Here is a 23,072-nt window from a genome sequence, read left to right on the forward strand (position 1 = left end):
GAATCGCCCGGAACTACTGCTGGGGACGTTATGCTGCCGGAATTTAAAATCGCTCAACTACGCCACTTTGTCTGGGTTGCCGAACTTAAAGGTTTTCATGCTGCGGCTGAAAAAGCCCATCGTACTCAGCCGGCTATCTCTCTCTCAATCCGGGATCTGGAAAATAAGTTAGGCGAAGCACTGTTCGAAAAACGCAATGCTAAAACAGCCAAAACCGAGCTGACCCCTTTTGGGCAACACTTCCTGCCTAAAGCTAAAGAGCTGATCGAACACCACGACCGTATCTCGAAAGATATGACTTTGTTGGCTGAGCATAAGACCGGTCACCTACGATTAGCATCGGTGCCTTCTATTGCCAGCCAGGTATTACCCGAGTTGTTACTGGAGTTTGTTAACGATACCCCGGAACTACATATCAGCTTCTTTGATGATAACTCCGACGCGGTTTATCGGATGGTTGAAAACCAGCAGGTGGATTTTGGCATTGCTCATCTGTTCCATGAACAGGAACACAGTGATAAGAGCTTTATACCAATCTGGGAAGATCAGATCGGCGTGGTCTGTCCCAAAGACCACCCGCTGGCTGCGCATAAAGAGTTGCACTGGAAAGAACTACGTAAGCACCGCTTAATAAGCAACGGTACTTCTCGCCTACTTGAAGACAGCGAAGCCAGCCCGCTGCTGGGTCACTCCCAGTTTTATATCTCTAATATGATCTCGCTGATTGCGATGCTGGAAGCCGGCTTCGGAGTGACTACACTGCCCCGTTACGCCGTGCCTAAAGATAGTGAGACCTTGTGTTTTATCCCGCTAAGCACACCCACAGTTGTACGTCGAATAGGTATTGTTAAGCTAACAAATAAGTCTCTCACCCCTCCGGCACAAGCACTAGTGGACTTCATTCTGGCTCGCAATAATTCAGCAGAATAACCCCCTGAAATAAATAAAAACGCGAGGGCTGCCCCGGTGCAGCACCTCCACAGCTATAGAAAAAATAATGGTTTGACCCTGCTTGATAAGTTTCACTTATTAAGCGATATAACCTTTTGATTTGTGTGCTATCCGCTTTCTGCCCCATGATAAGTGCCATACAGGAAGGTAAGGCGAGCTAACAGGTCCTGATTCTGATCCACATCCAGATCTGAGCCATACTTAGCTAATAAGCGTATCAAATAACTTATTCCTTCCTCGTATGGCTCTGCATATAACCATTACAAACGAAGCCCGCAGAGCAAATTAAACATGAGGTTTCGGACGCATCTGTGCTGTACACCCGAAGATGTGCTGTTAAAAATGAGGATAACAATAATGACCACGCCAGCTGCTATAAAAGCTGCCCTTCGCGGCGACAATGCACTGCCGCTGCGACCAATCAATCAGGTAATGGACCTGGAACGACTGGGCGCAATTCACCAGAGCCGACTTAGCTTTATGCGTACACTGGTACGCCGGATTATGCGTGAGCGCTGGCAGATCGAACCTGCTCGCTTTGAGCTGGATGATCAGGGCTACGGCACCGTCATCTATGAGATCAAAACACCGAATAAGCTGTACAATTTTGTGCTGTTTTCCGATTACCTTTCCCCGGATGAGCGTAACGACCGGGTTATCGCCACCAAATGGGACCTGACGATGGCCCTGGTAGATGGTGAAGTTGATGATATCTATCTGGAAAAACTGCGTCAGAATGTACCTAAACAGGAAGCCGGCCGGGTTGATGCACGGGTATTCGTTCTGTCTCGTGCCAACCGTAGCGCCCGTAACTTTGACTATGTAGTCGATCAGCTTGCCAATGGCAAACAGCCTGATGTGGCTCAGATCGCAAAAGTAGGTTACCTGTACCGCACCACCGCCGTATACGGCAGCGGTAAGCTGGGCATGGCTGACTGGGAAAAAGTGGCCAGCCGTCACGCTGATTTCGCCCGCCCTTTCGCAGCCGAAATGTTTGTCTGCCTGATGCTACGAAACTTCAGCCTGTTACAAGCTGAGCATATTGCACAACATAAAGCACCAGAAACATACAATCCGATGCAGCCTGAGATTAAGCGCTTCTTCGGTATCGGTAACTCTACCGGTCTGGGTATGGCACCTTATCTGATCAACCATCCCTTACTGATCAATCAGTGGGTTGAGATGCGTGAACTGGCACTGGCCCGGGTCCGTGTTCTGGGCAACATCAATAACCGTATTCAACAGCAGTTCCCTGAACTACTGGAGCGTTGCGCCGCGCATACCGCACAGACCGTCACCGAAGACGAGTGGCAGACTGGCAACAACCAGCAGGTCCTGAAAGATCTGGATGCGATTCGCGAGCATACCCAAAACGGCTTCGATAGCTGGGAAGATCTGCTGCAATGGAGTGAAGACAACTGCTCACTTCAGGGTCAGGAGATGCTGGTATCCGTGATGCTGGAACTCTATCCTGAGCTGGTTGATGATCTGGAAGATTACCACTCTGCCGAAGAGTTTTTGGACCTTGATCCGGTAATGCCACTGCAGCAACTAAAGCAGGTGATTGAAGATCGTTATCAATGGGCTCTGACTTTTGATTTCGGTGCGGAAGGTGCAAAAGATACTTTCTGGTACCGTTCTGAAGAGAAGATGGAACCTCGTCTGGGCGATGCCCGTGACGAAGATGGGAAAGAGAAAGAGATGGCTCTGGGTGTCGCTTACGCGGTGCGCCGATGCTACGACCAGCTATCTGAGTACATGGCTGAACACCCTGAACACAGCACAGCCCGCTTTATGGTGGCGCAGCCTAAACTACGGGGTATTGTACGCCGTATTCAGAGCATGAATCGCTGCATCTATGGCGATATTCAGGCAAACCTATTGGACCGAGAAATCCTGCCAATGCATCTGTTGCGTGCCAAACTGGCATTCTTCGGTGTAGGTAAGTTTGATCCCCGCTCCAAGCTTTGGGTACGTAACACTATGTTCCAGGGTGCACCACTGCTGGAAGATATCGGTAAAACATTCAACGATGACTGGTTTATGCCTCTTGCGCCAAATCAGACACCAGCTCAGGAAGGAGAATACTGATGCATGTATCTATGATTGAGCTGAAAGCCGCTCTGCGTCGTTGCTTTGAAGCGACCGGTTACTTTGTGGGTAACTATGAAGATGCCGCGAATATGATTCTGTGGTTGGAGAAACATGGTCTTAACGGGCTGGCTGAGTTACAGCGGGCACTGCCCTTCATTGGTGAAGACAGTGCAAAACCACTAAGCACAGTAGTTTATGAAGACAGCACCTCAGCCATTATCGATAGCAACGGCCGTAGTGCACTCAACTGCATCGCCGCCTCCGTCGATCTGGCCCATGCCAAGGCACTGGAAAATGGTATTGCTACCGTCACTGTACATAACTGCCATAACCGGATGTTTATCCTTAAAGCGCTAACCGATTGCGGCCGCCGAGGCATCAGTGTTGCTGCTTACTGGCAAAATGGTAGCCAGACGGTAACCGAGCATACTGCCGCGATCAAAGCGGGCGAACGTTACCCGAGTTACAGTGAGGCCACCACCACGCTGTCTTCGAATGAAGAAGACAAGCAGGCGCTGACTATTATCTGTAGCTCCCGGGTTGATCTGACTTCGTCACTGCAGCGCTCTAAAGGCAACCGCAATGCGAGTTATATCAGTGCTAAGCAAGTTGAGTTGAACAAGGAACACAGCGTTGATAACGGTATCGATATCGATGAAGAACTCTGGGCCCGGATCAATAAGATCGGCGAAGGTGTACTGGTCGAAAATAGCGACCGTTCCCGTCAGGGAGCCGGTGGCCGCTAATCGTTAGCGCCAGCGTCCTACAAAATTGGGTGCTATCGATATCATAGAGGTGTAACGATAGCACTTGATACAAACGACCCTGTTTCTGGTTAGCACCAATCGGAAACAGGGTCTTTTTTTAACTGAATTTCTGCTCGCTTCATTACTAACAGCAGGTTATGCTGCTCGCGTTCCCAGCAAGAAAATCCTGGTTTTCCATCTGGCTATCATGCAGGAGTTTAAGGCTCTGCTCTAACCTCTCGTTTTTATATGGATACGATGCTTTATACCTTTCCCGAATTAATAGCCCTACTCATTGTCATCTGCGGTATCGTACTGCAGACATGGTTTGGTATTGGCTTCGGTCTGGTGGCGGCACCACTACTCTTTCTTATCAACCCCTCTTATGTCCCGGGCCCAATTCTTATTCTGGGAACCAGCTTGTCAGTTTTAGTCGTATCGCGGTTGATGCTGATGAATAATCAGGGCGAATTCAGTTGGCGCAGAATAGCCCCAGCCATTTTTGCCCGCTTACCCGGTGCATGGTTGGGTGCTCTGTTACTGGTCTCTATCCCCGCCTGGAGCCTCAGCCTGCTGTTTGGTGTGACCCTGCTACTGGCAGTACTGCTGACCTGGAAAGTATTCAAAGTACAGACGACAAAAACCAGTCTGATTATCGCCGGTTTTTTCTCTGGCTTAATAGGCACCGCCACCTCGGTCGGTGGCCCACCAATGGCGCTGGTATATCAGGAACAAAACCGCATCACCATCCGCAACGAACTGGCCGCCTTCTTCCTGATAGGTACCCCGTTTTCAATTCTCGCCCTTTATCTCCAGGGGAATATCGATACTGAGATCGCAATGCTTAGCCTGAAGATGCTACCGGGGGTTATTATCGGCTTCTGGTTAGCTAATAAATTCGACGGCAATATAAGTCCTAAGAGCGCTAAACCGGTCTTGCTTCTAGTTTCAGCAGTTTCGGCGTTGCTCGTTATCGGGAAAGGACTTTCGGGGTGGTTGGGAACTTAATCGGACAGAATGTCGGTGCGCGGTTACGCCACTTGCTAGATAAAGTAAAACTTTTTATTATGAAACCGTTCCCTTTATTTTTTAGTGTCTTAATTTTTCAGACGATTACTGCAATATCTGGCATATTTTTATTTTTTCTTCTCGAATTTCAGACAATAAAAAAACTGCATAAGCCGTAATGTTATTAACGTTACTTTATGAGAAAAAAGTTTCTCTGGCCTTGGGGTATAACCCTAAAGCAGTATTCAATTTCAATCTCTGCGGAGTACCTTCCTGAAAACGTTCGTCTATCACATAAAGTATCATTAACTCGTCAAAACATCCTCTCCTATCCAGCTCATTACGCATATCTTCGTATTGCTCTGCACACAGCATCCAAAAAACCAGCTCTAAAGTGGGTATTGCTATCGATGAAAAAAGGTGCCGATAGTATATGTCTTTATCGTAATTTGTACCCAAATTCATATACGTTAGCTCTAACATACGAACTAGCTTTCGAACTTCACTCACCCTTTCTAAACGGCTAATCACTCTTTCAAGAGAACCGTTTATTGAGTCTTCTGCATCTGGATCAAAACCTCTTAACCGAGCGTTACAAACCTCTTGAATGACAGAAATAGGGGCACGCCTTTCATTCACCTGTACATCGAACAACTTTGCTTGAAACTGCTCAATATAACTTACAAGTTTGAAGTAAGTATTTTCAACTCTCTGTAATTCTTGAGTTTTCCCTATCTCATCTTGGACCTTCCTAGACTCTTCAAGCTCATCTTTAACATTCCGTTGCTCTTGAATACTAATTTTCAACTGAACTTCTGCATGCTTCAATGCTGCAGCTGATTGCCTCATCGCTCGTTGGTTTTGCATCAACGTAACTATAAGAAAAATAATGCTAATGAAGGTAAGAAAAGGATTAAATATTCCACCCACCGCATCACCGAGACTCCCAAACTGGCTACGTAGATTTTCAGAGGTTGCAGCGCTAGTTTCACTTCCATCAACCGAAGCAATATACGGTATTACATTACCAACAACATCGATGTACTCTTTTAAAAAAAAGAATGCCAGTGCAGCCAAAATAATACTGACAATCCCAACAAGCCCACCCCACCACCAGGTTGAATGACCTGCTGTATCAATTTTTTCAATTTCTGCTTCTAACTCTTCGATTGTTTGCTCTTTGACAGACATCAGTCCTTCCTTTGACATAATTCGAATCACATAACTATAAAGCGCTACGGGATTTGAATAAATCATTTAAATCTCAATTTAATTGCCAATCCATACCTACCAGTTGGATAGCTCACTATTCTGCCCAGACAAGTACTCTAGAAAGAGGTTTAAGTATGTTTCCCTCAAGCCTTCGAAATATCCTCTATGCAATTCAGCGCACCAGCCCTGCCAACTTGACTCTCCTCTCTTCACTATCAGAGCCAATTGCATTATCAATTCAAACTGCAGGTACAAAAAAGCCCGCTCTAGGCGGGCCCAACTTCATACTGCAAAAAATCCTAACCAACGTCTCTTACCTTAACTGACTTTTTAGAAGGTTTCATAACAGTTTTCCCATTTTCATCAACAAAACCTACTTCCGAGATATAATAATCCAGACTTTCTAAATTCGCACCTTCAAAGCTACTATCATCACTTTTGTCAATAATATTGTGTAACACTCTATTTCTCTTAGATCTCATTAAGGCATCCAGTGCCCCCGATTTATAACCGTCGTTTGGTCCTTCAATTCGGCCTATTCTTCTAGATAAATTATGAATCTCCTGGAGTATCAACTTCGAATCTTCTGACACTTCTGTTCGTTTAGGTAACACTGCCGCATCAATATCAACCAAAGACATTAGACTAGTGATGCTCCCTAAATCATCGCGTGTCTCACAAATCATGTCAGAAAGCAGCTCAACATTCTTCTCAACCAAATCAGCACGCATACCAGAGGAATATTCGCTATACCTCAAACCGCTAATATCAAACACACTACTCGTTTTTTCATCTTTAATCAGCGCAACCGGTTTACCAAAAGCCTGACGAATACCAAGCTCAAACATCACGTTGGCATTAAGGCTGCTGATATCGCAGATCGCCATCGGGGCTTCAACAATCCTCTTCAATATATCTGCTACGATAAAGTGCGACGAGGATACATCATCCGCCCGAACGGGCTTATATCCGGCTTTCTCACATGCGGGTTTAACGATCCAATCATACACCCGCTTAAAATGACCTGTTTCATATCCATCCCGGTCTGCGATCGGCATGATAATAAAGCACTCAGATTGTTCTACCGAAGCTGTTGATTCCTGATCCTTAACTTTCTCACTTACTTTCTTCTGCGCCATTCCCAAATCCCTTGTCAAATTTACAGCTAAAAATGATAGTGACACCAATAACCGGGGACACGCAACTATGAGACTACCCAAAGCAAATGAGTAGTTTTTATTTCAGAAGGCATTCCAAAATTAGAGATCATAAAAAAACCGCCTAAAGGCGGTTTTCATCAGCGTTCATCTAGAACAAAAAGTTTCCGTCTGGCTAACTTGCAACAGAGCTGAAGACTCCGTTCTAGCCACTGCCTTTAAGAAGCCTTTTGTTGCTCCTCTGCATCAGGTTTTTCCTCGTTTCCGAGAACTTCTGCCAGGGTACTTCTTGAAAGCCGACCGGTCATTTGACCATCGTCGTCTACCACGGGTAGCGAGTATTCAGACTCCAGAGTATCCGGAATTACTGTCTCCAGTACCGCATCCGGCGATATCGGATCCAGATCTTCACAGCATTCAGCGGTCATCTCTGCATTATTATCTTCGTCATAAGCTTCCTGCAGCGCTTCTTCGGTAACAACCCCCTGATAACCTTCATCATTGATGTAATAACCGTAATCCTCTTTGAAGCCCTTCATCTGCTTTAGCGCTTCTTCAATGGTATCAGCAGTGATCCGATAGGCCGGATCTTTCATTACTGTTTCAACCGTCAGAGCACGGGCACGGTTTACGTCACGAACAAAGGCTTCTACATAATCAGTCGCTGGATTAAGCAGGATATCTTCCGGCTCACCCTGCTGAACCATTTCGCCATCTTTCAGGATCGCAATCCGGTCACCGATACGCAGTGCTTCATCCAGATCGTGGGTGATAAAGATAATGGTCTTATGCAGTTTTTCCTGCAGTTCAATCAGCTGATCCTGCATCTCAGAGCGAATCAGGGGATCGAGCGCGGAGAAGGCTTCATCCATCAACAGAATTTCTGCATCGGTACAAAGTGCACGAGCCAGACCGACCCGCTGCTGCTGACCACCGGACAACTGCGCTGGATACTGATCTTCGTATCCCGCCAGCCCTACGGTTTCCAGCCACTCTTTAGCTTTATCCAGGCCTTCGCTTTTGCTTACACCCTGAATAGATAAGCCATAAGCCACGTTATCCACAACGGTTTTATGGGGTAACAAACCAAAGCGCTGGAAAACCATCGACATTTTATGACGGCGGAAGTTCTGCAGCGACTTTTCACCCAACTGCATAACATCGGTGCCTTCAACCTCAATCACCCCTTCAGTAGGATCGATCAGACGGTTGAAATGACGAATCAGGGTGGATTTGCCCGAACCGGACAAACCCATGATCACGAAGATTTCACCCTTGTTGATCGTCATATTGATATCTTTCAGACCCAGAGTGTGGCCTGTGGCCGCCAGGATCTCATCTTTACTCTTGCCCTGATGTACCAGCGGCATATGCTTTTGCGGATTATTACCAAACAGCTTATACAGCCCTTCAATCCGAATCAGAGTTTCTGCTTCTTTAGCTGCTTCAGCCATTGTCCAGACCCTCCATATGTTGCTGACTGCGTTTCGCATACGCCTGCGATACCCGGTCAAAGATAATAGCCAGCGCAACAATCGCCAGACCGTTCAACAGACCCAGGGTGAAATACTGATTTGTGATAGATTTCAGTACCGGCTGACCCAAACCTTTAACACCGATCATCGAGGCGATTACTACCATCGACAAGGCCATCATAATGGTCTGGTTAATACCGGCCATAATTGTCGGCATCGCCAAAGGTAACTGAACCCCCATCAATCGCTGTATCGGACTGGCACCATAGGCCGTGGCGGCTTCAAGTACATCTTTATCGACCAGCCTTATACCTAAGTTAGTCAGACGTATGACCGGCGGTATAGCATAGATAATTACCGCAATAACACCCGGAATTTTACCGATACCCAGTAACATAACCACTGGTATCAAATACACGAACGCCGGCATGGTCTGCATAATATCGAGCATCGGTGTGACCGTTGACTGAATCCGGTCAGACCGGGCCATCGCAATACCTATGGGTACCCCGAGCGCTATGGCCATCATGGTACAAACCAGAATGATACTCATGGTGCGCATGGTATCGTCCCACATACCGAAGTAGCCGATCATAAAGAATGAAACCACGACCCCCAGAACAAGCTTCCAGGAGCGGCTGGCCATCCACGCCAGGGCTGCAATAACGGCGATAACTAAAAACCATGGCGTCGCCAGTAGCAATTTTTCAAACCACACCAGAAACGCAAGCAGCGGATCAAACAGCGCTTCAATTGTTTCACCATACTCCCGGGAGAAATCCCGGTAGATACCATCGAGCCCTTTACGAATATCCCGCAACTCACCCCGGCTCAGCTGAGGAATCTCACTCAACCAGCTTGTTTCAGCCATACAACACCTCTTTCAAACAACCCTGTTAATAACAACAAAGCCCGATTACCAAAGGGTAACCGGGCTGTTGATCAGGCTGTGTAAACTAAACTCACTGCAATGCAGCTTTAACTTTCGCTGCTACTTCAGGGCTAACCCAGGCAGTCCAGCTTGATTCATACTCTGTCAGGAAATGCTCCGCAGCAACTTCACCGTCGGCCTGATTATCTTCCATCCAGGCCAGCAGACCATTCATCTGATTATTGGTAAATGAACGATTCGCTACATAGTCATATGCGGTTGGCGACTTTGCAGCAAAGGTTTCAGTCGTTACTGTCTGTACGACTGAAGGCGGGTACATAGTTGGCTTTGGATTTTCACAGTCTTCAGACGAAGTACAGTTAACGAATTCTTCCTTATCAACACCTGAACCGAAGTCCACTTTCACCATTTTGTACTTACCCAGAACCGCTGTTGGCGCCCAGTAATAACCAAACCAGGCTTCTTCACGGGTGAAGGCTTTAGCGATAGAACCCGCCAGGCCTGCACCTGAACCAGGATCGATCATCTCAAAACCAGAATCTTCCAGATTCATCGCATTAAACAGGTTACCCGCTGAGATCTGGCAGTTCCAGCCAGCTGGACAGCCGTAGAAAGCAAAGCGGTCTGGATCTTCAGGATGGGTAAACAGCTTGGCATGCTTCTTTACACCTTCGATGGTGGCCAGTTCAGGATACTTATTAACCAGAAACTCTGGCACCCAGAAACCCTCTTCACCACCATCAGACAGGGAATTACCGGCATAGCGCAGGCGCTTCTCAGCAACACCTTTATCCAGCGCATCCTTCATGGAGTTACTCCACATTTCAGGCGCTACATCCGGTTCACCTTTTTCGATCATGGATGTACCAGTCGGCATTGTATCGCCAGGCACCAGTTCAGCTTCACAACCATAGCCGTGTTCCAGAATAAAACGGTCGACGTTAGCAATCAGAGTGGCTGAACTCCAGTTCATATCGGCAATGGTTACTTTGCCACAATCATCAGCCGCTTGCGTAAAAGAGCTCGCCAGTATAAACGGTGCCGCAGCAAATAATGCTGTTTTAGCCATTCGCTTCATGTTGCCTCCAGTCCTTCTTAGGAATTTTTTTAATTTTTAATTTTTTAACGTTGATCTAATCATCTTACAGCCCTAATATTTAGAGTTCAAACTATTACAGCACTAATATTTTAGATTAAGCTAACTTAATCCCGGCTGAAGTAACTAACTGATATCAAATATGAATAACACACCATACTGGCAAGAAATACTTATCTCCCTGCGACGTATTATTAGGGCAACTGATTTGCAGTCTAAACGTGTTGTAAAAGCCTGCAGTCTGACAATCCCTCAGGTAATGGTGCTACGCTCAATTAAAACCCTGGGTGACGTAACCGTAAAAAGATTATCGGATGAAGTGTCTCTGAGTCAGGCAACTGTAACTACTATTCTAAACCGACTGGAAGACCGGAAACTGGTAGAACGGGTACGCAGTACCAGTGACCGAAGAATAGTGAATGCACGCCTGACCCCCGAAGGAGATACAGTACTGGAAAGCGCCCCACCCTTGTTACATGAAGCTTTTCTTGACCGTCTGGACAATCTGGAGAACTGGGAACAAACTCAGATCCTGTCATCACTGCAACATATCGCCAGCATGATGAATGCTGAAGGCCTTGATGCCGCACCGCTACTGGATATTGCTGCACCGTCAAATCAGCCCTGCAACACCAAAGAAAAGCAGAATGAGATTTTAAAGTAGAATGTCAGGTCCGGACTCAGAATCCGGATTCAGAACTAATAATTCAGAGCCGAATGCTGTGCTTCAGTAACTGAACTTCCAGATCCCGCCAGTTATCCGGGTTCTGGCCGATCACTTCAATACGGCTATCCATCACTTCATCCAGCGCTTGTACCTTAAGTACAGAATCGGCCAGGTTGAAGGCGAAAATACCTTCATCACTAATCATTACCGCCTTCAGCCGTTCAACATCCAGCCCCATAAACAGGCTTTCTATAGCGTTATAACTGAATTCAAATTCCGGGCTGAAAACCCAGCCGCTACTGCAATAACCTTCACCTTGATTATCCTTTCGCAGATAACCGCACTCAGGCAGGCAATCGGGCTCTGAGATAGTAGCCTGATGGCTGTGGCCTTCCTGACCCTCATTTGTCACAGTACTGATGTCTGTTTTATGCCTGGAAGAAGGAATCAGCCACTCGGGCTCTAGCTGACCGTTACTACAGCTCACGACAGCAGCATCACTCGTCAGCGTATCCAGGTATTCAGATAACCGCTTAGCTTCAATCCCCTGATAGAGATCGGTTTTATGGGCGACTACCAGATCAGCAATCATAATCTGCTGATTAAAAGTTTCATGTCCGGTATAACGTGGATCTTCTAACTTACGGGCATCAACCAGCGTAACTGTGGTACAGAGATCCAGAACACCGGCGTACTCAGGCTGCTGTAATGCACGAATGACTTCTAGCGGATGCCCAAGGCCTGTCGGCTCAATAATCAGGCGGTCTGGCTTAGCCTGACGGATTAACTGATTCAATGCGATCTGCATCGGCAACCCCGCAGTGCAGCACATGCAACCACCCGGCACTTCTTTCATAAACACGCCACCGGATTTTTCTTCATTGCTCATCAGACCCGCATCGATGCCGATCTCTCCGAACTCATTCACCAGTACAGCCCAGCGCTCTGTGTCAGGTTTATTCTGTAACAGGTATTGAATAGCCGTGGTTTTACCTACCCCTAAAAAGCCGGTAATGATATTAACGGGGATCTGACTGAACTGAGTGGACATAGAAAATCTACTGCTAAATAATTTGTTATAATATAACAAATTACTATTTATTCGTCACCGGTTACCACGCAGTTACGACCACTTTGCTTAGCAGCATAGAGACAGGTATCTGCTGCATCTAACGCAGCATTCAAATCTATATATTGTTCTCCTGCCTGAATGGCTCCGATACTGATAGTAAATTGAATCTGCTCAGCTGACACAGATACTGAAGTTTCTTCCACCAGCTTTCGTAAACGCTCCAACCCTTGCTTTGCCAAGCCTACCGGTAAATTTATGATCATAGCGAACTCTTCACCGCCGATCCTCGCGATCAGATCTGATTCACGCATCTGCTCTGACAGTAGCTTTGAGAGCTTGCTTAAAACCATATCGCCTATCGCATGACCAAACTGATCATTTATCTTCTTAAAGTGATCGATATCGATCATAACAACTGTTAACGGTTGTTCATTACGCTTAAATAGCTTCCACTCTTTATTGCCTGAAAGCGCAAAGCCTCGTCGGTTCATCAGTCCGGTTAATGGATCAGTTATCGCCTGGGCATGAAACTTTTGTTTTTCAAGCTCCAGCTCTGCCAGTGCCAACTCAAGCTTATTTTGAGAATCATTCAGCTCAGAATTCTGCTTTTCCAGAATACGTCCGTTCTTCTCTTTTTGTGCAACCAGCCGTCTCAAACTAACTATCATCAGCGCAAACGCCCGAGCCAGTGAGCCTATCTCTGTCGGTTGTGAAATTAATCTCTCATCAACATCAACATTGAGGTCTCCCATTGCGGCCCGGCTCGCAAGTCCTTTCAAGTGCAACACCGGCTGGGTAATTTTTCGGGCAAACATATAGGCCAAAAATGAACCACTTATAATAAAAAAAACACAAACGATAACTATCTGCTGTCGAATTTCCTGCAACCCGGCATAAAACTCATTCAGGTTTGCACTGGTTCCCACAATCCAATCCCATTCGGATACATAGGTCACAGCAGCTGCTTTAGGCTGAGAAACCCTATCTCCGAGACCACGCCAATGGTAATAGATCATACCGGGCGTACCATTTTCATGTTCCTTACCGGCAGACACCATATGCCGAACGATAGCCACCCCCTGACTGTCCACCACATCCAGCATATCCTCACCATTTCTTAGGTTACCCCTGGAGAGAATATAACGACCTTCACTGTTCAGTACCCAGATATAGCCTTGTTCACCGATACTCTGCTCTGATAAACGCTGCTTAAATTCAGCCTGCAGCATGCCCTCCAGATCAGAACTTCGAAAGTCCGTTTCATTTATGGTAACCCCTATTACCATATTCCAGTTAGGTGCGTACGCCAGAGAAGTAAAACGATTCACATAACCCGAACGCTGCTGTATCCAGGGATATCGAATAGTAATGACTTCACCTTTTTTCAAGCGCGGTAGTGCCGCCTGTATACGACTATAAAAACTATCTGAAATACTGCTATCTGTAGCATTGGTTAGAAAAGCCTGATTCCATACCGGTTTTAAAGATGGATCTAATAGAAAAACATGGCCACTGCGATTTATACGCATCATTTTCAACTGATCAAACAGTTTATGTTCCTGTTTTCTCTGTAGAGTCTGATAGTCAGAAATCGGCAGGGTCGTGATCACCTCACGCATTGTCAGTGCAATTGATTCTATACGCTTTATAACCAGTGCTTCCTCACGTCTGAGCACCCGCTGGTTCTGAGAAATATAGTCTGCTGCCTGAGCGCGAACATCCAGAGCCTGATCCTGCAACCGGCTCTCAAGCTCATTTTCTGCAAACTCCTGGTAGGTATAATACCCAATCACACCCATCAGCACTGTTGGCAGGCTCACCAACAATATACAAAGCAGCATTAATTCCCATTTAAGACTGATTCGGTTCATGATCTACTCTTTGTAGTAACCACCGTATTCGAATACTTTATCCCACTGCTGAGCCAATCGGTCCAGACTCTGTTCTGCTGTCAGCTGGTCTGTATTCAGGTATTCATCCCAATGTTGTTGTGACAAGTCCAGCAATTGAGCATATTCCGGTACTGCCCAGAAATCTTGTACAAAACCAAAGGATTCACTAAATGCAGGATGCATAGGAGACGCCTGTAGAAAAGATTCTGAGTTCAGAATTTTCACATGACAACTCAGGCCACCCAGGTCTGACCACTTCTGTTGGGTTTCCTGTTGAACAAACCATTCAAGAAACGCTAGCGCATACTCTTTTTTCTTCGAATAACTGATCAGTGAGAGTCCTTGCCCACCCAGGGATGTTGCCCGACCGGCAGGCCCGGCTGGAGTCGGAAAAAAACCGATCTTATCAGCGTAGGGATTAGTGACCGGATTAAGCAGTTCAGGAGTGATGGCAAAGTAGACCATCGCCATCGCGGCTTCACCACTGATCAGGGGTTGATTATGGCTTTTATCGGTATCAAGGTAATACTCTTTCCAGGCCGGATTTGTGTAACTTGTTAACTGCTTATAAAACCGCAGGGCCTCTGCCGCCTCCGGTGTATTCAGGACACCAACAACTTCATGATTTTGTTGATTTCCCAGCTCTGCCCCCCAGGCCCATAAGACTGACTGCAAGGCCATAGTCAGGCCATCATAGTTAGGTTCAACCCAGTTCATAATGCCCCACAAATGCTGATCCGGGCGGTAGAAATGCTGAGCGATATCGCTGAGTTGCTGCCATGTTTCCGGCACTTTTAGAGGGTAACCATAGCGTTGTTGAAATAACCGCTGCTCATGTGGGTCTTCAAACAGGTCTTTGCGATACGCAAAGCCCATTGCATCTCCCTCAGCCGGGATAGCCCAATAGCGCTGACTGCCTTTCGGGTATTCGGCATAGCCTTGCATCGCAGTAGGCACGAACTGAGCTTCTATCTGTTGCTTGGCAATCCACTTTGTTAAATCAATATAGTGACCATTTCTGGCACCATATCCCAGCCACTGAGAATCACCTATAACCAAATCATACCGCTTACTTTTCTGCTCCATTTCACTGATAAAATGCTGTTGCCAGTCAGACCAGGAACGTTGCACAACGGTTACTTCTATGCCTGTTTCACGGGTAAAGTCATGGGCGAGGATTTGTAGATAATCTGCAGGTTTCCACTCAGCCCAGAGGATAGTTATTGAGGCTGTTTTAGGTGGCTCGACAAACGAAATAGTACGGTGTCCATTGTCCTTGTAGAACAACAGAATAAACAGTAACACTGCGACAATCAGCAGCAGCGGAAAGAAAAAACGCAATAGAAATGGAATGAATCTAACCAAGGATGCCCGCCCCCTAAGCAGCCGATCATCCCTGATCTGAATCCAGACTTTAATTCAGAATAATCATTTTCTCAGTTAAAGCTACAACTTTATACTCACCATGAAGATTCACGAATCAAAACAGACAATGCCGTGGTCAGATAATAGCCAAGCACACTCTCCGCTTCACCACTGATCATCACCTGTCCACGCTGCACCTGAACCAATTCTGTTTCAGGATTCTCCACCGACAAAACAACCCGGTATATTGCCTGTTCAGGTATCAGGGTTTCTTTCTGAGGCCGTACCGAAATAGAACCTCCATTCACTGATGCCAGCATAGGTTCTTGCAATACCCGGCTGCTATCGCGATCGATATTAACCACTTTAAGAACAAGCGGATCACTACCCGGTGTTTCAGCATAGAAAAGGGCACTGTCCCCCTGCTTAATCCGGGAGATATCACTCTCCCCAAGATAGGTTTCTACCTGCCAATGGGCAGGATCAATCAGGGTCGCAATCGCGGCATCTTTTTGAATCCAGTCGCCCACGCGCAAGTCAGGCATTGGATCAACCAACTGACCGGTAAAAGGCGCAACCGGCTTAAGTAGTTTTTTCTCCTGACGAATACCATTGAGCTTAGAATTCACCTCTGCCAACTGTTTCTCAAATAACGGCAACTGAGGTCGCATCTGCATATCCAGTGCCGCCGCCTGACGCTGCCAGGCCACCGTTGTTAACTCCGCGATGGTCAACAGTTCACGCTGTTCCAACACCGGAGACTGTAATTTAAGTAACAGATCACCTGCGGCCAACTCACTGCCGGAAGGCGGCAGTTCAGCCATTAACTGAGCGGGAGCCGGCGCATACAAAGTAAAGGAATTAACCGGTTCCAATACCGCCTGACCATTTATACGGAAATTGAGTGGCAAAAATCCGACAATTATCAATATCACTAACATAATCATCGAACGGATATGCCGGCGCCGCTGTCGAATTTCAGGCCAACGCAGATACCACTCTTTCAGTTCTTTAAACACCGGGAACGCGATAAACCAGAGCAGTTCCACCACGAACAGAATAATACCCAGTGCCTTAAAGAAAAACTCATACACCATCACAGCGATACCCAGGAACAGTACCAAACGGTACAGCCAGGTTATAAACGCAAACCAGGTCATAAAGCGTTCCCGCTCTTTCGAGAACACTTCCGGCTTCATATCGCCCAGATCAAATAACCACTCGCGCATGCGCCATTTTGCTAACGCCCCGGCACGATTATGCAGATTAGCGACATTAAGCCAGTCGCTCAGCAGAAAATAGCCATCGAAACGAAGAAACGGGCTGGCGTTAATCAATATCGAGGAGATGATACTGGTAGTAGCAATGAAGAACGCTGAATCGCGCAGGTTACCTTCAGGCAGTAAGCTCCACATCAACAGTGCCCAGGATGCCAGGGCCAATTCGACCGCTATACCACCAGCACCAATGGCTAGCCGATGGAAACGATTCTCAAGTTTCCAGCCATCATTCACGTCGGTATAAGCGACGGGGAACATCACCAGAAACGCCACCCCCATAGTCGGTACGTTGCAACCATAACGTTTGGCGGTAAAGGCATGACCAAACTCATGTAAAACTTTCACCAGCACCAGCGTAATCATATAGCTGGTCAGGCCATCCCATGTGAAAGTATCCACCAGCGTGGTAGAAAACTCTGACCACTGTCGACTAATACCAAACAAGCCCATCACAAAAGCGATCAGGGTGATAATTCGAAACGCTTTAGAGTAAAAAATTTCAACGGCGGGCAGCATATGCTGCAGAAAGTCGTTAGGCCGGAATAATGGTAAACGGAAAAACAGATAATGATGCAGCAGCCACTTCCACCAGACCTGTTGCTGGCGATCAACCGCTTCAGTCAGACGGGCTGAATCAGTTGCTGATACGCATTGAATCAGTTCCTGAGCGGCAAGAAACTCAATAACTTTATCAATATCATCAGGCACAATATCCAGTGGCGCATGCTTCTGAATAGCGGCACAGATCAGCTCTGGGTCACCTAACTCCCAGTTAGAGATAATAAGAAACGTTGCCCAGTCGATACGAAAAAACTTACTCCGGGTCGGATCATGCAGGCTCCAGGTAGGCGAACCATCGGTTGCTGCCGGTGCCTGATGGATCGACAAATCATCACGTAATGGAGGTAACGCCATATCAGACTCCGATCATCTGTCGGGCCATCGCAAGCGGACGACGCAGTATCCAGTAAAATAACGGTACCCGACTACCTGACATTTTCACCGTACCTTTAAGACCGACGCGGGCAGAAACACTGTCCTCGTTCAATACTGCACGCACCCGATAGGCATAGGTGCCATCAGGTCGCTGTTGTGCCCCATGGGTAATATATTTAACCCGGGCATCTACCGGTGAAAGTGGGTTAGCATTCAGGAACAGTGTTACGGCAGCTTCCTCCGGTAGATCAATCGCATCACCCGGCGCCAACCAGGCCTCAATTTCTACCTCTCGCTCCTCAGTGACAACCGCCATACGCTCGCCAGTAACAACCGGACGACCAATCCATTCAGAAGGTGCATCAAACAGAATAATGCCGTCTAACGGCGCCATTACAGTAGCAATACTTACCTGATGCCGCAGATAAGCGACCTCAGCCTGTTTCTCTGCAATAGAGCCCTGAACCAACGCCAGCTGCCCCTTACTCTTAGGATCAAACAGCGCCTGTTGTGCTTGCTGACGATATTCAGCCTGCACTTTGGCCAGGGTCTGTTCAGCCACATCCAGTTGCGCCTGAATCCGGGTTTTATCCAGTTCAAACAAGGCTTCGCCACTGCTCACCTGCTGATTCGGTTGAATCAACACTTTATCGACGACACCATCCAACGGTGAACGGATAACTGCCGGATTTGCCGGTACCAGTTCTCCCGGTGCCAATACCGAGATGCGGATAGGGATCATCAGAATAATAAGCGCAGCCAGAATTATCCGGTTACGGGGCAGGCGCCATAATCGTTTAACACCACTGACCAACTGTTTTGGACTCAGTGCATGCCCAACACGTTGCAGCATAGGTAGCTGAGGCTCATTTCCCTGCCCGGTTTTGTCTGACAAGTTGCCCGGAGCAACAGAGCCAAATAAACTACGTAGAAACCCCCGACGAGTTGGTACGTAGCGTTTATGCCAGGTGTAACCCCAGACATCAGCCCACTCGTTGGCGAAGATAATTTCATTTTCCTGCCACTTGGTTTCCCGCGCCAGTATCAGGCCACCTAACAGCTCGCCATTAGCACCTTTAAGGGGAATCCAGGCGCCGTACTCCGGCAACCATTCCTTCCAGTGTGAAGCGATATGCTCGGGCATCGCCGCTGGATTGATCAGCGCGGGCTTATCTAATCCCCGGGTCCAGATCTCATCTCCTAGCTGTCCCAACCATTGCACATACGCAGAGTTATGATCAGGCGCACCGACACCAGACAGAGAAAAAACGCCCTCCGTCTGCAGCCACAAAGCCGCCTGGCGATATTTCACCAACTGATATGTTTCATTAACCAGAATAAACGCTCGTTCACTGGCAGTTTTTGCATGGCGGACACGACGAGAAAGATTGAGTATCGCCGCCAGTGGTTCCAACCCTACCCTGGGTTTTTGGACAGATGCAGTCACAGATAGCCTCTAAATAAAATCAAGCTTTAGATACACCCTATACTGCTACACTTTGCAGTGCAGCAGTATTCAGGGTTACCCATTTTAAGTTCCTTATACTTTCTTAGCGGCCATCTCCTTGGCTAATTGAATGATTTTATCCCGCTGCTCCTCATCTCCCCAGTCATTGGCCAGCTTCATCTCTTCGCTCAGGCCCTGTTTCCAGAGATCATCATCAGTTGCAGCAGTTTCATGCTCATCCAGCTTCTCGCGGAACTCCTCGTCAGTCAGAGCCTCTTTGATCACTACCCGGAAGGTAGTCTTAACCTGCCGACCAGAATCATCAGTTGCCAGAATCAAGACTTCAATGATGCCATCGAATCCTTTCGGAGGAATTGCCTGGAACAGACCCTCTTTATCATCAAAGATCAACCAGTCAGGCAATGCATTACCATTGGACTGTCGTGCTTCCAGCTGTACTACTGCACTGGCACGGGTATGAGCGAAAGCATCGCTTTCAATCTCAAACTCAAACAGTCTGGCGGTATGGTTAACCGGTACATCATCAATACCCTGATAGATGAAGAACAGATCATCTTCTGGACCACTGTAATATTCCGGAGAACGATCACCATACTCAAACAGAGCAACCGGGAAGCCCTGCTCACTGGTCAGACGATCAACCTCAGGCAGAACAGATTCTCTAATGACACTGAGAGTATCAGTATCGGCGCCCTGATTATCAGCAGTTTCGCCGCTATTAAGACCCGCTACAGTCGCGCTGGTACGACTAGTACCTTCGGTCTGAGCATGTCCGGCATCAACTCCAGCGTTACCTGATGCAATGCCTGCAGCGCTGCTGCCAGTTGCATTCGGTGTGCTATCAACAGAGCCCAGCGTATTGCTTAACGGCGCAGCTTGAGCCAACGGATCAGCACTGCGTTCAACTTCAGACATCGTCAGATCGAACAAGGTACCGTTGATAATATCAAAGGCGATACCTTCATCAGGCCAGGTTGAGGCGATGTCAGTTTCATCCTGAATAGTGTCAGGCGCACCGGTTTTCGCCTCAGTAACAGGTACTGATTCAACACCGATCACCAGACCACGATTATCAGTAGTCACTGACTTATTACCAACGCTGTTGGTTACCTCAGCAATGACGCTATAGATACCTACCTGTAGATCCTCCTCCAGAGTCAGTGTCCAGCGATTGCCTTCAACAACCAGTTGACCATCACCTTCTGTATATTCCTGGCCATTAACAAAGACTTTGAAAGTACTGCCAGCTTCCAGATCTACTTGTCCGGTAATAACAGGCTTCTCACCAGGAGCAACAAGGCTCATATCGATTATTGCTTTATCCGGAACTGATGTATCAATATCCAGAGTAATAGCATCGCCAAGGCCGTCATTACCCGCAATATCAGTAAAGCTGGCGTTAGCCACTCTGATATCAAGGCTGGTATCAGTTACATCCACCGCTGGTATATAGGTTGCTGTCCACACTAACGGATCTGTGGTTGCCTGCAGGTTATTAATTCGACCCGACTCAAGCTCGACATCCGCAGCAGTAAACTCTCCCGGCACCTCACTAAAGGTAAAGGTCAGAGTCGCTGTATCATTCTGCATCAAACGGGCTGTGGCATCAGTCGTAATAGTTACGCTAGGCGCCGCAGTGTCCAGAGTAAAGACCAGCTCTGTGGACTCACTCACGTTTCCGGCAATATCTGTCTGACGAACCTGAATACTATTCAGTCCTTCTACAGGTGTTACTTCTGTAGAACTCCAGCTAACACCGTCGGTGCTATATTCAACCAGCGCATCAGTTTCAACACCGCTGATACTCAGAGCTGGATCGTTGGTGATCAGATCGCTACCGGAAACACCACTATCACCTGCCAGACTCACTACCGGCGGCGCTACAACTGTATCCAGTTCGAAGCTGAACACCGGACCATCGATACTGACATTGCTATTAACATCAGTAATCGTAGTGTGAAGATCCTTGTCACCGTCCGCGCCTAAATCCGATAGCGTCAGATCGACATAACCGTTGCTGATATCAGTACTGGTCAGAGTCTGGCTATGCAGCTCATCTCCGGCAGCATTAAATACCCGTAATACATCGGTCTCTTCCGCACGATCAGCGCCGCTTGTTACCAGAGTAGCCCGCATAGAAGGGGTATTATCGTAAGTAATATCATCGGTATCAGATACACCACTATCAGATGGTGCATTCAGGTCCAGGATTGCCGGAGCTGGAGGCACATCATTAACAGTCAGCAGGAAGGTGTCACTGGTGATACCGCCCTCACTGTCATCCACAGTCACTGTAATGCTGTATGGAGGATTTACAGATGCATCTTCCGCCAGGGTTCCGCTAATGACACCCGTATTGGCATCAATAGTGAAGCCAGCAGGCATGCCGGTTGCACTGTAGGTCAGGCTATCAGCATCAACATCAGCAAAGTTAGTGCTGACATCCAGGCTAATCACATCACCATCCAGAGCAGTCTGATCGGCAATCGGTGTTGCGACCACAGGTGCCGGGTTGGTGATGGTCCAGTCGAAAGTATCGCTGACCACACCACCTTCACCGTCATCTGCAGTAACGGTAATGCTATAAACACCACCGGTACCACCCTGAGAGCTATCAGCTGGCAAGTCACCGCTGATAACACCGTTGCTGGCCATAGTGAGACCCGTTGGCAGACCACTGGCGCTGAAGCTCAGGTCATCTGTATCGACATCACTGAAGTGGCCACTGATATCCAGATTGATACTGTCGCCATCCTGATCCGCCTGATCTGCAATCACCACATCTACCTGCGGTGCAGGGTTAGTGATTGTCCAGTCAAAGCTATCAGTTGTGGTTCCGCCCTGGCCGTCATCTGCAGTCACAGAGACAGTATACGGGCTACCCTGAGACGCTGAATTATCCAGTGTACCGCTAATTTCGCCGGTAGCACTATCGATAGTCAGGCCAGTTGGTAAACCAGTAGCACTGTAGCTCAGTGTATCGCTATCGACATCGGCAAAGTTAATTGCAACATCCAGACTAATCACGTCTGCATCTTCAGAAGCCTGATCCACTATCGGAGTCGCTACAGTCGGTGCAGGGTTAGTGACAGTCCATTCGAAACTGTCGCTGACGATAGAACCACCGTCGGTAACAGAAACAGTCACTGTATGCGGTGAGCCGACCGAAGCATCGGCTGCCAGAGTACCGCTGATCTCACCGGTCGCGCTGTCGATTGACAACCCGTTAGGCAGACCACTGGCACTGTAGGTCAGGGTATCGCCATCCGGATCGGAGAAGCTGCCACTGATATCCACAGTGATCAGATCACCATCCTGATCCGCCTGATCGGCGATTGCCAGATCCAGTACCGGTGGGGCATTAGTACCGGTCAGTTCAAAGGTATCGCTGACGGTACCACCCTCGCCATCATCGACCGTAACGGTAATGCTGTATGGAGGATTATCGGAGGCATCCCCCGGCATGGTACCGCTAATCACACCGCTATTGGCATCGATAGTGATTCCAACTGGAAGGCCGGTGGCGCTGTAGCTCAGTGTATCCGGATCGACATCACTGAAGTTACCGCTGACATCCAGACTGAAGGCTTCGCCATCAACCCCAGCCTGATCCGCTATTTCAGTATCAACAACCGGTGCAGGGTTAGTAACTGTCCAGTCGAAGGTATCGGTGACGACACCCCCTTCACCATCGTCGGCAGTCACTGTTACGGTGTATGGTGAACTCTGAGAACTATCCGCAGGCAGATCACCCGTGATAA

Annotated in this window: 16 protein-coding genes; 5 read left to right on the top strand and 11 right to left on the bottom strand. The window is 47.7% G+C overall.

The genetic code is table 11. The features are described from left to right. The first annotated feature begins 30 nt into the window (after positions 1 to 30). The 4 genes from EHS89_RS17460 to EHS89_RS17475 all read left to right on the top strand — a co-directional run bounded on the left by EHS89_RS17460 (position 31) and on the right by EHS89_RS17475 (position 4,799). Entirely contained in the window at positions 31 to 930 is a 900-nt protein-coding gene (locus EHS89_RS17460; protein ID WP_124927457.1) for a LysR family transcriptional regulator, read from the top strand. Positions 931 to 1,308: 378 nt separating this feature from the next. After that, a complete protein-coding gene (locus EHS89_RS17465; protein WP_124927458.1) occupies positions 1,309 to 3,042 on the top strand; it encodes a hypothetical protein in 1,734 nt (577 codons plus the stop codon). After that, positions 3,042 to 3,791 carry a DUF3726 domain-containing protein gene (locus tag EHS89_RS17470; protein ID WP_124927459.1) on the top strand — a complete coding sequence of 250 codons (750 nt, stop codon included), beginning with the start codon at positions 3,042 to 3,044 and terminating at the stop codon, positions 3,789 to 3,791. Before EHS89_RS17465 ends, EHS89_RS17470 begins: the two co-directional genes overlap by 1 nt. 249 nt (positions 3,792 to 4,040) lie before the next feature. Next, on the top strand, positions 4,041 to 4,799 hold the full coding sequence (locus EHS89_RS17475; RefSeq protein WP_229753681.1) for a sulfite exporter TauE/SafE family protein: 759 nt from the start codon (positions 4,041 to 4,043) through the stop codon (positions 4,797 to 4,799). Positions 4,800 to 4,994: 195 nt separating this feature from the next. Here the strand turns inward: EHS89_RS17475 and EHS89_RS17480 are convergent, their stop codons facing one another. The 5 genes from EHS89_RS17480 to EHS89_RS17500 form a co-directional block, all read right to left on the bottom strand. Further along, positions 4,995 to 5,990 (bottom strand): hypothetical protein, encoded by a 996-nt coding sequence (locus EHS89_RS17480; RefSeq protein WP_124927460.1) that lies wholly within the window; start codon positions 5,988 to 5,990, stop codon positions 4,995 to 4,997. 320 nt (positions 5,991 to 6,310) lie between these two features. Further along, complete coding sequence (locus EHS89_RS17485) at positions 6,311 to 7,150, bottom strand: hypothetical protein (protein WP_124927461.1); 840 nt, start codon at positions 7,148 to 7,150, stop codon at positions 6,311 to 6,313. Between the two features lie 236 nt (positions 7,151 to 7,386). Continuing rightward, positions 7,387 to 8,622, bottom strand: a complete 1,236-nt coding sequence (locus EHS89_RS17490) for a quaternary amine ABC transporter ATP-binding protein (protein WP_124927462.1) — start codon at positions 8,620 to 8,622, stop codon at positions 7,387 to 7,389. Continuing rightward, positions 8,615 to 9,514, bottom strand: a complete 900-nt coding sequence (locus EHS89_RS17495) for an ABC transporter permease (protein WP_124927463.1) — start codon at positions 9,512 to 9,514, stop codon at positions 8,615 to 8,617. Before EHS89_RS17495 ends, EHS89_RS17490 begins: the two co-directional genes overlap by 8 nt. Positions 9,515 to 9,605: 91 nt before the next feature. After that, on the bottom strand, positions 9,606 to 10,604 hold the full coding sequence (locus EHS89_RS17500; RefSeq protein WP_188885273.1) for an ABC transporter substrate-binding protein: 999 nt from the start codon (positions 10,602 to 10,604) through the stop codon (positions 9,606 to 9,608). Positions 10,605 to 10,773: 169 nt separating this feature from the next. Between EHS89_RS17500 and EHS89_RS17505 the strand changes: the two genes are divergently transcribed. Further along, the gene (locus tag EHS89_RS17505; protein ID WP_124927464.1) at positions 10,774 to 11,295 is read left to right on the top strand and encodes a MarR family winged helix-turn-helix transcriptional regulator; all 522 of its coding nucleotides are present in this window, start codon (positions 10,774 to 10,776) and stop codon (positions 11,293 to 11,295) included. Between the two features lie 43 nt (positions 11,296 to 11,338). On the opposite strand, the gene EHS89_RS17510 is transcribed toward EHS89_RS17505, so the two are convergent. The 6 genes from EHS89_RS17510 to EHS89_RS17535 form a co-directional block, all read right to left on the bottom strand. After that, positions 11,339 to 12,349, bottom strand: coding sequence for a CobW family GTP-binding protein (locus EHS89_RS17510; protein WP_124927465.1), 1,011 nt, complete (start codon positions 12,347 to 12,349; stop codon positions 11,339 to 11,341). A gap of 47 nt (positions 12,350 to 12,396) precedes the next feature. After that, positions 12,397 to 14,241 carry a diguanylate cyclase gene (locus EHS89_RS17515; protein WP_124927466.1) on the bottom strand — a complete coding sequence of 615 codons (1,845 nt, stop codon included), beginning with the start codon at positions 14,239 to 14,241 and terminating at the stop codon, positions 12,397 to 12,399. Between the two features lie 3 nt (positions 14,242 to 14,244). Further along, positions 14,245 to 15,627: an ABC transporter substrate-binding protein gene (locus tag EHS89_RS17520; RefSeq protein ID WP_170167539.1), complete on the bottom strand. Its 1,383-nt coding sequence runs from the start codon at positions 15,625 to 15,627 to the stop codon at positions 14,245 to 14,247. Positions 15,628 to 15,722: 95 nt separating this feature from the next. After that, positions 15,723 to 17,822 (bottom strand): HlyD family secretion protein, encoded by a 2,100-nt coding sequence (locus tag EHS89_RS17525; RefSeq protein WP_124927468.1) that lies wholly within the window; start codon positions 17,820 to 17,822, stop codon positions 15,723 to 15,725. A 1-nt stretch (position 17,823) separates the two neighbouring features. Next, complete coding sequence (locus EHS89_RS17530) at positions 17,824 to 19,290, bottom strand: efflux RND transporter periplasmic adaptor subunit (protein WP_124927469.1); 1,467 nt, start codon at positions 19,288 to 19,290, stop codon at positions 17,824 to 17,826. Between the two features lie 93 nt (positions 19,291 to 19,383). Continuing rightward, positions 19,384 to 23,072: putative Ig domain-containing protein (locus EHS89_RS17535; RefSeq protein ID WP_211340365.1), on the bottom strand; the 3,689-nt coding region annotated here is incomplete at its 5' end.

Source organism: Amphritea balenae, from assembly GCF_003858655.1.
Lineage (GTDB): Bacteria > Pseudomonadota > Gammaproteobacteria > Pseudomonadales > Balneatricaceae > Amphritea > Amphritea balenae.